This is a genomic window from Spirosoma humi, from assembly GCF_054776575.1.
The window spans coordinates 1-17,642 of sequence record NZ_BAAHBR010000017.1 but is presented as its reverse complement, the minus strand read 5'-3'; the positions used below and the strand labels follow the sequence as shown (position 1 = coordinate 17,642).

Sequence of the window (17,642 nt, the reverse complement as noted above, 5' to 3'; positions counted from 1 at the left end):
TTATTAAAAGTAATCATAAAAAACATTTTTTCGATACGCCTATCACTAAAAAGGGTTAAATCCTGAAAACCAGACTACTAATTAACATAGATTTACCAAGCACTGACATACATTAAGTCGATTTTGGCAACAAAATGATTGTTTATAGATATTACGATTCAGGTAAATTACTAATTACCAATTTCTCCAATCACATCATATGGTATATTCCCGTAAATAATAACCTGACAGCCATATATAATTTAGGCTACCTTATAGTAAGCCCAGTAGCATTAAATTGAATATAAAATTAATAAAAACCAAATATCGATAACTAGTATAAATTCAAAATTACTTAATCCACAAAATTACTTTTCATTCAGAAAGGCTCGATGATAGCGAAGATAGTAATATTGCCTCTTGTACTCCATGAAACATTCACTTGCTTTAGTATCTCTTACAATAATTGTACTATATCCCGTTCTCGGATGATGGAAAATTGCCCGTAACGTATCAAAGCCCATCCGGTTTAAAGAGCAATAGACACTCTAATTATTGAGATACTTCCATTTTTAGGCCGCTCAACGATTTATAACCGGACGTTTGTGAGGTATCCTCAATTTGTGGACTGTTAAGAGGTCAGTCAGAGAGTACTTGTTTTAAAACGTCTAACCGAATTGTCAGGGCAGTTGAAACGTTAGCTGTCAGGACAGTTTCATGGCCGGGATCTTTTTCAAACACAGAAATGTGAGAATGGTGTGACGTTAAAATTCTGCCAAGAGCTTTTTTCATCCTAATCACGTCTGTAATCAGATCAGCATAGATAAACGGTTACCGCTAAAGTAATGATGGGGCGACTAAAGCGGATTCAAGCCATTTCAACAACCTTAAAAAAATTAGCGTTTCACTTCCTGAACGCTAGTCTGTCAGTAAATCCCGAATGTATGAATGAATAATTGTCACCTAAATAAAGAGAACCGTAGCTGTAATATAAGGCACTAAAAATGCAGAATTGGTTAGTATCACCAAAACCAAATCAACAGCGTTGTTTACTAGGCCAAAATAAAGTTTAAAAATTTTACTAATTGGATTATATCATTGATGATCAATATATTACGCCATAAATAACTCTCTTTTAATGCCATATTTACGCCATGGTAAGGCAAATAGAAATTTTATATTAAACACCCACAATAAGATACTCATAGTTATTAACTATCAATTTATTATGCTCCCATATTTACCAAAGACTACTTAAAGAAACATATTTTTTTAACCCCGATCATTTAAATCTAAACTTGTTCTTCATTTAGCTATAAAAGTTTATTAGTTTCTTAAATTAGATAACTATCTGAAAATCAGCACTTAAATTTGCTTGTTAAATGTCAATCAAGTAGTCTTGTAGTAAGTCTTTTTATCTATCAGATTGCGCTTCTCGAACAGCTCCGTTAATCGCTTAGTAAAGAAGTGGTATCAATTCGTACTGCTTATGAATCATCCTTTTACTTGTACGCTTGCAGAGCCTAAGTTACCTACAGATCTCACAGAGAGTAAGCGAAGTGCTTATCAAGCCTACCTACCCAGGCAATATCATTGCTTAACGACAAACGACTCCTAAAATAGACTGGTCAATCCGAAGACTATCTGCCCTTTAAGGATGTGACGCCAGATACGATTCATCCAATAATTGGCACGGTTTGCGAAAGGAATTATTTTAATCAACAGCCTCTATTTCGACTCGCTACCAATCAATATTGTATCAATAATGCCCGCGTCTTTACTCTTGTTCGCAGAAGTAAATTCATGCACACGTACGATAGGCCTATAATGACCATCTAAAAGGCTCGTTGTCGATAAATATTCGGAACCACGCACAGAGTATATCACCGTTGAATCAAAAATACGTACAACTGTATCAGTAATTATGCATCAAAAGAATATTCGATTACTCGTTGACTGCAGATATTATATTTATAGCCGACAGGAGTATAAGTAGACTATTTTCCTAACCATTTAGAGAATATCTTCTCAGGAAATTATGGTGATTTGAACAAAACTTTCCCTAAGTTACCTTATACCTTGCAAAAGAAACTTAATAAAAACCTTCCTCTTTTTATCCAACAATCAAGTAGTTAAGCAGCTAAAAATCAATCATTAACTCATACTAGTTTATTCATTTTAGTTTTACATAAAATATTATCTCCAACTGCTTAACTACTTTTTCATTAGATCAATAATTCAATATTAAAAAAGATTAAATTAGAATGTTTAGTAAAATAAATACATTAAATCCTAGTCTACCAAAAAAACAAACTACAGCATTGCAATTTGTGCATACATTGTTAATGATAAATGATAAACGCACGATTTCAATGATGAAATTCTACTCTATGGTTTTATTTTTTATTTTTTCACTACTGTTAATTTTTCACACACCAGTGTAAGCCTATTTAAAAATACCAATAAACTTAAAATCCATGAGAGAACTATACAATATTGATATAATTGAGAATGCTTTATTACAACAACCTGGCATACGGCAGGCTCATATAGTATCTTGGGAAGATGATTTAGCGAAAGAGACATTAGTTGCTTACCTGATTGCCAACGAAGCCCAAACAGACATTATAAGAATTCGCACGGCAATTGAGCAGCAGCTCCCTAGTTGTATGGTACCGGCTCACTTCATCTGGGTAAGCGAATTCCCCAAAACTACTAATGGAGAAATTGTAGTAAATGAATTACCTAAACCTGAATTACAAGATTCATTCACAACTAATGATGACAAATTAATAATAAATCTTTTTGCCAGACAGGCCAGGAAGACTCCAGAAAATGTAGCCGTAGTTTTTGAAAATAAATCTATTACGTATCGGCAATTAGACGAAAGATCAAACCAACTTGCTAATTATCTTAGGAAGCATAATGTAAAGGAAGAAACACTTGTTCCAATATGTATAAACCGCTCGCTGGAAATGATTGTGGGCCTACTGGCTATTCTCAAAGCTGGTGGAGCCTATGTGCCAATTGAGCCAGATTACCCTGAGGAACGGCTAAAATATATTCTGTCCGATACAAAGGGAGACGTGACGATTACCAATGCTCGCTCAAGTGAGTCACTGGCAGGACTGGTCAATCCTACCAACTTAATTTGTGTCGACAAGGATTGGGAAACTATAGCCCAGGAATCAATACAGGCACCAAACACTGCTTTAACTGCGCAGAATTTGGCTTACGTGATTTACACATCTGGTTCGACCGGCCAGCCAAAAGGCGTCATGATTGAACATCAATCCATGGCGAATGAAATTAGCAGTTATTCTACCCTCTTTGGATTTGATAGCTCCGATAAGCAATTGGTGCTGGCCAACTACACATTCGATGCATCGGTTGAGCAAATTTTCGTTCCTCTGATAAGTGGAAGTAGTATAGTCTTACTGTCTGTAGATGATCAACTAGATCCTCACAAATTAGAAAAAGTAATTGAAGAAGGAGGAATTACCCACTTTCAAACTACGCCTTCCTTCTTGAGAACAATAAAACCTCGGCCTTATGCTAACTTAAGACGAGTTTGTTCAGGAGGAGAACCATGTCCAGTTGAGCTGGCAGAGCAATGGAGCCAGTATGTCAGCTTCTACAATAAATATGGACCAACAGAAACGACAATCAATGTAAGCTACCATACGTATGATTGTGAAAAAGAATATTCATCTTATCTACCAATTGGAAAGCCACTTCCGAACACACAACTATACATCCTAGATGAATTTAACAAAGTAACTCCGGCTGGCGTACCGGGTGAGTTACATGTTAGTGGTGTTCAAGTAGCCAGAGGCTATTTGAACAATGCAGCGTTTACCGAGACCAAGTTTATAGAAAATACATTCGATCCAAACGGCTCACGTTTGTACAAGACAGGCGATTTAGCCAAGGTATCAGCAGACGGTAATATAGACTATTTAGGCAGACTAGATAATCAGGTAAAAATCAGAGGATATCGTATTGAACTGGGTGAGATTGAACATACGCTCAATCAGCATCCATTAATTAACCAGTGCGTTGTCATCACTAGAGAAGATCAATTCAAAGACAAACAACTAATCGCTTATGTATTGACTAACAATAAGTTAGACAGCACATCTATTAAACAATATCTAAAGAGTAAGCTACCTGATTACATGGTGCCCTCTCATATAATTAAGCTGGATAATTTCCCTTTAAACAATAGTGGAAAAATAGATTATAAATCACTAAATAATTTACAATTAAAAAACCGTGAACTAACAACAGTATATAGAGCACCTGAAACTAATCTAGAAAAAGAAATTGCCGGTTTATGGAAATCATTACTACAAGTAGATGAAGTAGGTTTAGATGATAATTTTTTTGAATTAGGAGGAAATTCTTTATTAGCCATAAAATTCATATCTTCTCTAAGAGATCTATATAATTATCAACTTCCGATTACGGCATTATATCAATATCCTACCATTAAAGAAAGTAGCCAATCGTTAGAAAACAAGGCTAATAATAAGCCACAAAATCCTACGAACGAACGAGTTATCAATAAGCCCACAGACGACGTTGCAGTCATTGGTATGGCAGGGCGGTTTCCAGGGGCTACGACAATCGGAGAGCTTTGGGACGTATTAAGAGCGGGAAGAGAAACAATTCGTTTTTTTTCTGATCAGGAATTAGACCCAAGCATACCAAAAAAGTTAAAATCTGATCCAGATTATGTAAAAGCCCGAGGTATAGTAGATGATGTTGACCAGTTCGATCCGGCTTTTTTTGGCATTAACCCAAAGATGGCGGAGTTGATGGACCCCCAGCAGCGGGTATTTTTAGAAATTGCTTGGGAGGCCCTCGAGAGCGCGGGATATGTGCCGGAGAAAGACAAGAGTACGATTGGAATTTTTGCCGGATGCCGCTTTAATTCTTATTACTTAAATAATATTATACCCAATCCAGACTTAATTGACGACGCTGGTTTTTTCAATGTAATGACTTTTAACGATAAGGATTACATTTCATCCCGCACAGCGTATGCATTGAATTTAAAAGGTCCTGCTGTTACCGTACAATCTGCCTGTTCTACCTCCTTATTAGCTATTGCGCAAGCAGTTGAGAGCATTCGAAAAGGCCAATGTACTATGGCGCTGGCTGGGGGTGCTACAATCACAGCACCGGTCAACAGCGGCCATTTATATCAGGAGGGTTCTATGTTAAGTAATGATGGCCACTGTAGGCCGTTTGATATAGATGCAAAGGGAACCGTGTTTAGTGATGGGGCTGGTGTGGTCTTGTTGAAAAGCAGAGAGCAGGCCGAAGAAGACGGTGACCTTATTTATGCTGTTATCAAGGGCGTCGGAGTAAACAACGATGGTGGAGGAAAAGGGAGTTTTACTGCTCCTAGTTCAGAAGGGCAGGCCGGAGCTATTAAAATGGCGTTACAAGATGCGGGTGTAGACCCCTCGTCTATTTCTTATGTCGAAGCTCACGGTACTGCTACGCCATTGGGCGATCCAATAGAAATAGAAGGCCTAAAAAAAGCGTTTGATATTCAGGAGAAAAACCAATTTTGTGCTGTAGGCTCTATCAAAAGTAACCTAGGACATTTAGTGGCAGCTGCGGGCGTTGCAGGCTTTATAAAAACTGTTTTGAGCTTATACCATAAGCAAATTCCGCCGTCATTGTTTTACAAAACGCCAAACCCTAATATAGACTTCAGCCGTAGCCCTTTTTATGTCAATTCAAGCTTAAAAAACTGGGAATCAGCGACTATTCGACGAGCAGGCGTTAGTTCTTTTGGCGTAGGTGGAACGAATGTGCACGTCGTTTTAGAAGAAGTTGAACAGGCAACCAACACGGTAACGACAGCTAAGAGCAGGCCACATCAGCTTATTGCCTGGTCGGCAAAATCAGCGAATAGCCTCGACACTTACGCGCAACGTTTAGCTGCTTATTGTCAACAGAATGATCCATGTAATCTGGCGGATATTGCCTTTACCTTGCAAACGGCACGGTCTGATTTCAATTACCGCCGGTTTGTGGTAGCCACTACCGGACATGAATTAATCGAAAAAATCCATACAGCCAACGCTTCTTCACTAAACACAAATGTCTTAAAAGAAGCACCAGGAGAAATCGTCTTTATGTTCCCTGGTCAGGGGTCGCAGTACCCTAATATGGGCTATGAACTATACCAGAACGAACCTGTATACCGGCAAGCCATAGATGAATGTGCCGAGTTGCTCAAGTCGCATCTGGACACAGATATCCGGCAGATCATCTATTCCGAAACGATTAATAAAAGCGAACAGGAGCGCTTACAAAATACGCGGTTTACCCAACCTGCCTTGTTTATTACGGAATACGCTTTGGCAAAATTATGGATGAGCTGGGGCATTAATCCGTCCATACTTTGTGGGCACAGTATCGGCGAGTTTGTAGCAGCTCATTTAGCGGGTGTCTTTACACTAGCCGATGCGTTAAAGTTGATTGCTATTCGTGGCCAATTGGTAAGTGAGCTTCCTCGCGGAAGCATGCTTTCCGTAAGACTCGAAGCCGATAAAATTGGGGCCCTAATGCCCGAACCTTTGTCTATTGCCGCCATAAATAGCAGCAAGCTATGCGTAGTTGCCGGTCATGATGAAGATATTGCTGATTTTGCCAGCGCTTTAGACGGGCTGGAAATAACCAACCGCGTTTTGTTAACCAGTCATGCTTTTCACTCAGTTATGATGGAACCCGTCGTTGCTGATTTTGAAAAAGTAGTCGCGGATGTTGCCTTGAGTGCACCAACTAAACAGATTATATCTACCGTAAGTGGCGTCCGGTTAACGGATTCCCAGGCTACCGATCCACATTATTGGGCCATGCACTTACGTTTGACAGTGCGCTTCTCGGATGCCCTTGATTTCATTCTAACGCAAAATCAACCCATTTTTTTGGAGGTTGGCCCTGGTAACGCCACCGCATCATTCGCTCGCCATCAGACAGGGTCCGCGCCAGTAACGATACTGGGCAGCTTAGATACTAAAGAGGGCAAATCTGATTATGAATTAATGCTCAAAAGCCTGGGGCAGCTATGGCTAAAGGGTTTGGAACCGGATTGGCAGGCTTTCTACACCAATCAAAATCGGGTCAAAGTAAACCTACCAACCTATGCTTTCGATAAGAAGCGTTGCTGGGTTGATTCTGTACACAAAGTGCCGCAACTAACTGACATTTTACCAACTGTACCGGTGGCCCAGGAGACTCCAAACAAATTTCCGACTCAACAACAGGTCTATCCACTTACGATGAGAAAAGATGTACTACTAAATAAAGTCAAGCAAATACTGGAAGATGCCTCTGGCATTGAGATGAAAAGCGTAACGCCTGATATGAGTTTTTTAGAAGTTGGATTTGACTCATTACTGCTTACGCAACTATCCCTTACCTTAAAAAAGCAATTTGATCTTCCCATTACATTCAGACAGTTGAATGAGGATTACGCTACGCTTGACTCCCTGGTCACCTACCTCGATGAGGCCTTGCCCGCCGATGCTTACCAACCTCAGGTAATTGCTCAGCCAACTACAGCACCGATAGCGCCAATAGCGCCCTATGGCAGTACTAGTGCCGTTTCAGCCCAGGGACATACCGTGCTGGACCTAATGGCCCAGCAACTGCACATTCTGTCGCAGCAGGTTGCCGTCATGAAGAATGGCGGCCTTGAGTCAATGTCCGAAACGGCCCTCCCGTCCGTAAGGAGTGACCAAAGTAAATCTGCGCCAATAAAATCGCCGGATTTAAGTCCGGAAGAAACCACTGAAATCAGGAAACCATTTGGTGCAGCCGCCCGTATTGAGCGGCAGGCGACCGAACTCACCCGACAACAACAGGAGTTTCTAACGCAGCTTATCCAACGGTATACCTCAAAGACAGGGCGTAGCAAAGCCTATACGCAGGAACACCGCTCCCATATGGCCGATCCCCGGGCCGTTACGGGCTTCAGGCCGATGACCAAAGAGATCGTTTACCCAATTGTCGTTGACCGCTCAAAAGGTAGCCGACTGTGGGATATTGATGGGAACGAATATATTGACATTCTGAGCGGATTCGGTTCAACTATGCTTGGCTATCAACCACAAACCGTCATGGATGCGTTGATGCAGCAGGCTGCTAATGGATTTGAAATCGGACCGCAGCATGCTTTGGCTGGGGAAGTTTGTAAGCTGCTCTGCGAGTTTACGAGTTTCGACCGGGCTGCATTATGCAGTACGGGTTCGGAAGCTGTGCTGGGCGCTATGCGGATCGCACGAACCGTAACCAACCGATCCCTTATTGTAGCCTTTTCCGGTTCGTATCATGGTATTGTAGACGAGGTCATTGTTCGGGGCAGCAAAAAACTAAAATCGTATCCAGCCGCGCCGGGCATTATGCCCGAAGCGGTGCAGAACATGCTGATTTTAGACTACGGCACCGACGAAAGTCTGCAAATCATTCGCGAACGAGCGCACGAACTGGCGGCCGTCCTGGTGGAGCCCGTCCAAAGTCGCCGTCCTGAATTTCGACCAGTCGAGTTTTTGAAGCAACTCAGGGCCATTACGGCGGCATCGGGAACGACCTTGATTTTCGACGAGATGATAACTGGTTTCCGGCTACATCCCGGCGGTGCGCAGGCCTTATTCGGCATCAAGGCCGACGTCGCTACCTATGGCAAGGTTATAGCGGCTGGTATTCCCATCGGTGTCATTGCAGGCGACAAGAGATTTATGGACGCATTAGACGGCGGTTCCTGGCAGTACGGCGATGATTCGTTTCCTGAAGTGGGCGTTACCTATTTTGCGGGCACATTCGTTCGACATCCTCTGGCGCTGGCCACTGCGAAGGCATCGTTGACATATATGAAGGCGAAAGGCCCGGCGTTGCAGCAGGCACTTAATGCGAAAGGGGAGCGGGTGGCGAATACGCTAAACGCCGAGTTTGAGCGACTTCGGTTACCAATGTACGTAGCTCAGTTCGGTTCGCTCTGGAAAATCAAGTATAAAGAAGAAATTCCATACAGCGAACTGCTCTTCACATTGATGCGCGAAAAAGGCGTTCATGTCTGGGACGGTTTCGCCTGCTATATAACCGAAGCGCATACCGATGCCGAACTGGACCGGGTAATCAGCCTGTTTATTGAAAGCACACACCAGTTGATGGCGGCAGGCTTTTTCAAACCCTCCTCAGCCCTCACGTCGGGTTATGAGTCGACCGCAGATACGAAACAGATCAATCCGAACACACCTGAGCCCCCTGTGCCCGGCGCAAAAATCGGCCGGGACCCATACGGTAACCCAGGTTGGTTTATGTCCAGTCCGGATTCATCTGGCCGATTTATGCGGGTTGAGACAGAGGGCCTTATTCGGCATGAAGCGCACTTTACCATTGTCGACTATAACCCATTCGCCGGTCCTAAAATCAGCCGTTTAGCCCCCACGACCGAACCGCAGTTAGAAATCTGGATGGCTTGTCAATTAGGAGGTGATGACGCCAACCGGTCTTATAACGAATCGAATTCGATTCGATTCCAGGGAGCGCTCAACCGAACGGCGATGGATCGTGCGATGCAGGAATTACTCCAGCGCCACGAAGTGCTACGGTCTGTTTTCAGTGGGGATGGTGAACACATCTGTTTCCTGGCTCAGGCGACCAATGGCCTTCTTTATCAAGACTTCTCCCATGAAACAGCCAATGACGCCAACCAGTTGGTCCGGGATTACGTCGGGCAAGAAATTCGGCATGTATTCGATTTAGCAAATGGCCCTCTCTTCAGAATCAGTCTACTCAAACTGTCAAACGATGAGCATTACTTAGTATTAACGGGCCATCACATTATCATTGACGGCTGGTCGATGCACGTCATTTTGCAGGATTTAGGCAAATTATATTCAGCTCATTTCCAGGGCAGTTCGATTGACCTCCCACCAGCTCTATCGTTTGGTCAGTACGCTCTCGAACAAGCCCGGTTCATAAAGAGCAAAGCTTATGAGCCGGTTAAAAAATTCTGGCTCAATCAGTACGCCAATGACGTACCCATCCTCAACGTGCCAACAGATGTGCCCCGCCCGGCTTTGCGCACTTATCAGGGTAATCGCATCGACTACGCGGTAGACCCTGAGTTGGTGGCGTCTATAAAGCAGATGGGCCTGGGAGCGGGTTGCAGCTTTGTAACAACACTGATGGCGGCTTTCGAGGTATTCCTGTACCGCCTGACCGGCCAACAGGAATTGGTGCTGGGCTTACCGGCCGCTGGGCAGTCATTTACGGGAAACACCCGGTTAGTAGGCCATTGCGTCAATATGCTACCCCTGCGTAGTCATGTAAACGCTGACGACCGTTTTCTGGATTACTTGAAGCAACGCAAAACGGCGCTGTTCGACGCGTACGAACAGCAACAAATTACGTTTGGCAGCTTGCTGAAGGAATTAAATTTGCCACGCGATCCATCGAGAGTACCCCTAGTGCCTGTCGTATTCAACATCGACATGGGTAAGGCAATCGGAGTCGACTTTGCCGGACTTACGTACCAGACAATCACCAGTAATCCGCGCGCGTACGAAAACTTTGAGCTATTCCTTAATGTTACTGACGCCGAATCCGTCATGACGCTGGAATGGTCCTACAATACGCACCTATTCAAGGCGAGTACCATCGATCGCCTGATGCGTGAATTTGAGCAATTGCTTAGGGTATTAGTGGCTGCCCCCTCCGTCCGCATCGGCTCGGTACCCACTTTTTACGATTCTGAACGGCTCGCTCAACTAGCGCGATTGAATCAAACCGAAGCCGATTATCCCCGCAATGTAGCGCTGACCCAATTAATTACCCAAACCGCAACGCTATATCCGGATAACACGGCCATTACGTTCAACGGACAGCAAGTGAGTTACCATGTTATGGATGAACGAGCAAACCAGCTTGCTCACTATCTCGTCCAGCAAGGCATCCGGGTCGGCGACTTAGTCGGCGTAGCTTTAGACCGCTCACCCGATATGATAATCACATTGCTGGCGGTTATGAAAGCCGGCGCGGCCTATATTCCCCTTGATCCTGCTTATCCGCAGGACCGCATTACGTTCATGCTATCCGATTCGGCGGCTAAACTCCTGATTACATCCCAAAAGCACAGTCGAAGATTAACTCATACGACAGCGCAGGTATTGATAGAGACCGGGCTAGCCGAGTCGGGTCAGTATCCAAAAACTAACCCCGATGTTACCGTCTCGGGTAGTGATCTGGCTTATGTGCTTTACACATCCGGTTCTACGGGCAAGCCCAAGGGCGTATTGATTACGCATCGCAATATCGTCAATCTACTATGGAGTATGCGTGCGGTGCCCGGCATTCAAACGAATGACGTTCTGCTGGCAGTCACCACCATTTCGTTCGATATTGCGGGCCTGGAGCTGTACTTACCCCTTATTGCCGGGGCCGCTGTAGCCTTAGCCGATGCCGAAACCGCCAGAGACGGACGTGCTTTAGTGCAAATCATTCAGGAGCAGCCAATTACGCTGATCCAGGCAACACCGGCCACCTATAAGATGATGCTGGATGCGGGCTGGGAGCCAACGACTACCCCTGGCGGGTCTGCGCTCAACATTCTGTGTTGCGGAGAGCCAATGTCGAAAGATTTAGCTCAAAAACTGATTCCCCGCTGCCACAGGCTCTGGAACATGTATGGCCCAACGGAAACGACAATCTACTCCACGGGTAAACAGATTCTGGCCACCGATCCCGTCATCACCATTGGCCGTCCAATTAACAATACCCAGGTTTACATACTGGACCCATCGCTGCAGCCAGTCGCTGAAGGCATCGAAGGGGAGATCTATATCGCTGGCGACGGCGTTGCACAGGGGTATCTCAACCGGCCGGAACTGACCACGGAGAAATTTGTCAATAACCCCTTCAGTGAGTCCAAGACGGGCAAAATGTACAGAACGGGCGATCTGGGTTTATTCATGAAAAACGGCGAAATCCTGTGCCTGGGCCGCCTTGATCACCAGGTTAAAATCCGGGGCTACCGCATTGAACTCGGCGAAATTGAGAACACGCTTAATACGTTCGAGGGCCTCAAAGAAGCAGTTGTCATAGCGCGTGAAGACTACCCGGGCGATCAGCACCTAGTAGCGTATGTCGTTCCGGAGTCAGTCTTGGATAGTGACGAAGTGCCCAGCTGGCACGAACAGTGGGATCGGATTTACCGCACGGGGGAAGGAATTACCGCGCAGGTCAGCGGTCGAGAGGGGTTTGAGTTCGAGGTTCAGGAATGGGAACAGCAAACACTGAGACGCGTGAGGGCGCTGAACCCCCGACGCATCATGGAAATCGGCTGCGGAGTTGGACCGCTCTTGTTTGCCTTGGCTCCCAATGCCGACCAGTACATCGGAATCGATTATGCAGAGTCTGCTATCCATACAGTACGGCAAAAAATGGCTATTCAACCGGATCGTTGGCAACATGTATCCGTTGACACGGCCCCGGCAGGGGACTTCTCCCTGGTCAGAGAGCCGCTGGATATGGTTTTGATGCATAGTGTGGCTCAATACTTTCCGGACGTTAACTACCTGATGCGGGTGCTTGAACAAGCCGTCACCGTCATGTCTACAGGAGGCTGTATTTTCATTGGTGACATGCAAACGAAAAGCACCCTGAAAATGCTTCACACGGCGGATCAGTTTTCACGCTCAGCCTCAGATACAACTCTTCAGAAATTTAAGCAGATTATCGACCGGCGAATTTTCCTGGAAGACGAGATGATGGCTGATACCGCTTTCTTCTACAGACTTCCCGAGCTTATACCCGCCATTAAAGGCGTTGACGTTCAGCTACGTGAAGGAAGTTATATCAATGAAGCGACCAAATACCACTACGATGTTTGGTTATACGTCGGCGAATCGCCCCGAATTATTGATCCGGAGCAAACGATTCATTGGAACCCAGCCTACACACTAGATGATCTGGAAGCGGCATTAAGGGCAAATGAAAACCGGGTAATTGAGCTAAAAGCGGTAGCTAACCAGCGAACTGCGTCGGACTATGCCTTGTTTCAGGCGGTCGAACACCTCGACGAGAAGCTATCGCTAGCCGAAGTTAAGCAACGGATTCAACCGCTCGACGAAGGCGTTGATCCGGACATTTTTCGAAAGTTGGGTGAACGACTCAACATCAAAACACACATACGATGGGCTAACAATGGGACCGACCGGTGCTTTGATGTCGTGTTTATTCCTGCTCAACATGCCAACACGATTCCTAGCCCACCAGAATCTACCAAATTCAGTTATATGTCTATAATGGACTTTGTTCGGAACCCATTCAAACCCGATCAGGCCATTTCTCCAGAACAAATTCAGGAGTGGAAACAACGGGCCAAGATGTCCTTACCAGACTATATGGTACCTAATCAGTTCGTTGTCTTATCTAAGCTTCCCCTGACACCGAACGGTAAAATAGACCGCAAGGCACTCCCTGCCCCCAACCCGGAAAAATCAATACGCAAAGAGACGTATACAGGTCCTCGCAACGATCTGGAAAAGCGGGTAGCGACTGTATGGACTGACCTGTTGAAATTAGACAGAATAAACATATTCGATAATTTCTTCGAACTTGGTGGGCACTCGCTGATCGCCCTTCATATCATGGTCCGTCTGGAGAAAGAGACGGGTAAGAGATTACCCTTATCGGCTCTGCTCGAACATTCGACCATCGCAGAACTTGCTCAATTGCTCCAAACAGACCGCACTGTCACACCCGTAGATTCATTGATTCCCATCAAGACCAGTGGCACCAAAACTCCGCTTTACATTGTGCATGGAGCGGGATTACAGGTTCTGTTATTTAATTCTTTAGCCATGCATATGGACCCTGATCAGCCGGTTTATGGCTTACAGCCAACCGCACTGAACGGTAAGGACAAACCGCTTGACAAAGTGGAAGAAATAGCGTCCTCTTACGTCAACGCGATTATAAGGCAAAACCCCCATGGACCTTACGCGCTAGCAGGATATTCGTTGGGCGGTCAGATTGCTTATGAGATGGCAAAACAGTTAATCGAACGGGGTAAGCAAATAAGCACGTTAGCCATGTTCGATTCAGCCGTCGATGACAACTATCACTTTGCTCCCTGGCTTCGCAGAACGGTAAAAAATAGTCAGCTAACCATAAACAAAGTAGCCTATACGCTTAAATCGTTTGTCGAGAACCCAAAACAAACGATTACCTACAATAAAGCTTCTTTTGCAAACAAAGTCAGGAACTTACAGTGGAAGATAAAACGCCCCGACGATCACTTTCAGACAGAGTCAGGCCAATTCCCCATACTTGAAAATATTTATCGGCAAGCCCTCCGTAAATACCGCCCGACTTCTCAGGGCATCGCAATTGACTTATTCAGGGCTAAAAAGCAGGCGTTTTACCGGAATGACTTTTCTTATTACGGCTGGAAGCCCTTTGCCTTAAATGGGATCAATATTTATGAAATTCCGGGAGATCACTTTACTATTTTTTCACCACCACATGACAAGGAATTTGCTCGCATCCTACAGAATGTCTTAGATAACGCTGACAAACCCATTGTTGCTCCGCTCGAAATGACGTCTGTGTGCTGAACTCACTTAGGCAGCGCACCTAAATGGTATTGATAATTGATACTGTTCCGTATAATCAGGGAATATGGTATTCATACCTTAACCAAACACTACTTGTAGAGCAGCTGGATTAATTAATCTGGCTGCTCTACAGCGTCATTAATTCAGTATTTTATTTAATCTTATTTTGATTACTATGATCCCTCAACTATTTACCTCAACTTTTGATCAGTCTGACCCTAAGAAAATCGCCCATGAACTTAGGTATAATAAAGGGTATTATATTTTCGAAGAGGCTGTAAGGGCAGATATATTATCGGAAATTGTTAACAAAATAATATCAGATGACTACTTAGTTAATAATAATGATGTAGGTGTTGTTCGGGCCTCCTGGGCTAATTACTTATCACATACACTTGCCGTGTCGAAGCAGTGTTACGACATAATAACATCCGAAAAAATAAGGGCCATTTGCCAAAATTACTTCGATGGACCGTTCAAAGTCAGTAATCAGCGTTTATTCGAAACACACACGAGAGCGCACTTGCCATGGCATACCGATAATAACCTTCATTCTGGATACTCGTTTAAGGGCAAGCACAATCTACCCGGAATTGTATTTCTGTTTTACCTTTCTGATGTCTCGGATACAAATCCATTTCAGCTAGTTCCTGATTCATACAAATGGTCGCACGAAAACACGGAGCGTTTTTTTTCTGATAATTTTATCGAACAGAACTATGCCGACAAAGTTGTTTCTGTGCGGGCTCCCAAGGGTACATTGATAATCTGTAATTCCCACTTAATACACCGCGCAGAACCGTTTAACCGAGCTGGCTTCAAAAGGCACACATTCGTTTTTCAAGTTGATGAAATTTCAGAGGCTCATACAGGCCATGGAGAGACACTGCTGATAAATCCTTCTTTTGTTAACGACAGGAATCCAGACATTTTGAGCTATTTAGGTTTTGGAACAAAATCCGATTATCCAGCTCTTCCTCAGACATCTGTAGCAACTATGCTGCCTAAAGATATATTTTCATTACAAAAAAACATCTTGCCAAAAGCCTTACGAGGTTTAATGATATCTATGGCTAAAGGTTTACTACCCGGCTCCATTTTAACTTCAATCAAAAATCGGGTGTACTAGTAAGTTAAACAGGCTTTGAAAAAGGATAATACGCATCAAACCCGGCTACATAATTAGATATTATTTATATTAAGTTCTAGATAAATAAAGCCCTCAAGCCAGACTTGCCCAGTTGAGCCGCTCATATGAGCGGCTCAACTGGGCAAGTCTGGCTTGAGGGATATGTACACAACTTCCCATAATTGATTATGTGACTTTCGAAAAAGAATGATTAAACTAGAAGTATATCATTAAAGCTAATTTAACTACGATACAAATTCACAAGACGACTCGATAAGCTTTGGCGGGAGTTGACCACCTTTTCATCTAGCTACTTATAAGTGTATACTATTTGAGTATTTAGTATATCCCAATAATTAACCCTCGATAACTTATTCCAAACTAGATTTGTTCACAGGCAAGTCATTATTTCATATGATTTTTTTATTTTTAATCTCTTTTTAATCTACCTACCGTTTAATAAACAAACTGTTCCAGTTTTCTTTGTAAGAATGTTTTGGTAAAAACATAGTTCATCAAGACAAACTAAATAGAACTGTTTACTTTATTCGCTCTAAAGTGCTTAGAAAGGCCATTAATAATACTAGCCCAAGCTACCATAGCTTATTTATTATCAGCCTTACAACGGTAAAACAGCATACAAGCTGGCAGTTGGCGTCAACATTAACGAATCAATATGTTGCGCCTTCACAAATTACTGTTAACAGTAATTATCTCATCAAATTGTTATCTTATCTACATTATAAAGTAAATCGTCGGCTTACCGCTAGCAACGCTTCTTATAAAAGCCAAGCCCATGGTCATCATGTTGGCAGCAAAGAGAGCACTTACCCACACTTAATGATTCTTTTAAGGGCGCTTGTTCAGATTCCATTTGAAACCTATTCTGATGGGCGATATCTACTATTCAGTTAAGGTAGACACTTCCTCTTGAATCAGCATTTTCACATAGATGTTACTACATTATTTACCCGTTGTATCCGTGGTAAATAAATAATAAATAACATACTATGTACTTACAATATAGTAAAGACCAATAACCTCATTTGTTCCTTTTTAGTAAGTCTCGCATTTTATACACTGAAGACAGATATAGTATATACTTGAATTTGTGTAAAACCAGTCAATAAACGCCGAATCATTCCAATCACGCCTTCAGGTGCAGTACGAATCTTTCAAATTTAACCCACCCTCAAATGGTAATTCATTTTAATCAAAACGGTACGTCGAAAACGTACCGAATTCAATCAAAGCTCGCTTCAATTTGGATTTTTATTAGTGTAAATTTTGTGCTGGTTCAGCAAGCTAAGGCGCAAAACAATCTCCCTGCCTTTTCCAATTTTACTACCCCCAACCCCGCCCCTGCGGCTCCAGGGGAGGCCTTCTCCAGCAACTTCAGCGGCTCGCCCAACCCCAACGCACCCGCCTGCGCCGAGTGGACCCGAACCGCAGCTCCCGACGAATCCATCGTCATCACCGGCGCCAACTTCTCCCGATACCAGGGAGACCAGCACGCCAAAGACACCCGATTCACCCTGATGACCGCCAACGGAACCACCACACAGGCCAGCATCCAGCGAATCGATGACGACAAAGCCCTCATCACCCTGCCCAAAAACCTTCCCCCCTGGAGCATGTACCTGATCTGGCCGGGCAATGAAAGTGGCTATGGCAGCCCCATCGCCCTCAACAAAACCGACGCCTGGTGGCTGGGGCCCGACAAGGCACCCCAAGCAGCCACCCTCTCCGTCTTCGGCCGAAACCTGGCCCAGAACAACGGCACCTCCTCCGCCAATGTCTACATCAAGCCCCCCAACGCAGCGGGCCAGTGGGCCACCACCACCCGGGTGAACCCCTACAAAGTGGACTTCACCCTGCCGCCTTCGCTG

Annotated in this window: 3 protein-coding genes; all 3 read left to right on the top strand. The window is 44.2% G+C overall.

Annotation, left to right across the window (positions count from 1 at the left end):
- The first annotated feature begins 2,456 nt into the window (after positions 1 to 2,456).
- A complete protein-coding gene (locus tag ACYU8Y_RS22305; protein WP_460940345.1) occupies positions 2,457 to 14,624 on the top strand; it encodes an amino acid adenylation domain-containing protein in 12,168 nt (4,055 codons plus the stop codon).
- A gap of 175 nt (positions 14,625 to 14,799) precedes the next feature.
- Entirely contained in the window at positions 14,800 to 15,753 is a 954-nt protein-coding gene (locus ACYU8Y_RS22300; RefSeq protein ID WP_460940344.1) for a phytanoyl-CoA dioxygenase family protein, read from the top strand.
- A 1,196-nt stretch (positions 15,754 to 16,949) separates the two neighbouring features.
- The coding region (locus ACYU8Y_RS22295) for a hypothetical protein (protein WP_460940343.1) at positions 16,950 to 17,642 on the top strand (693 nt) is incomplete at its 3' end.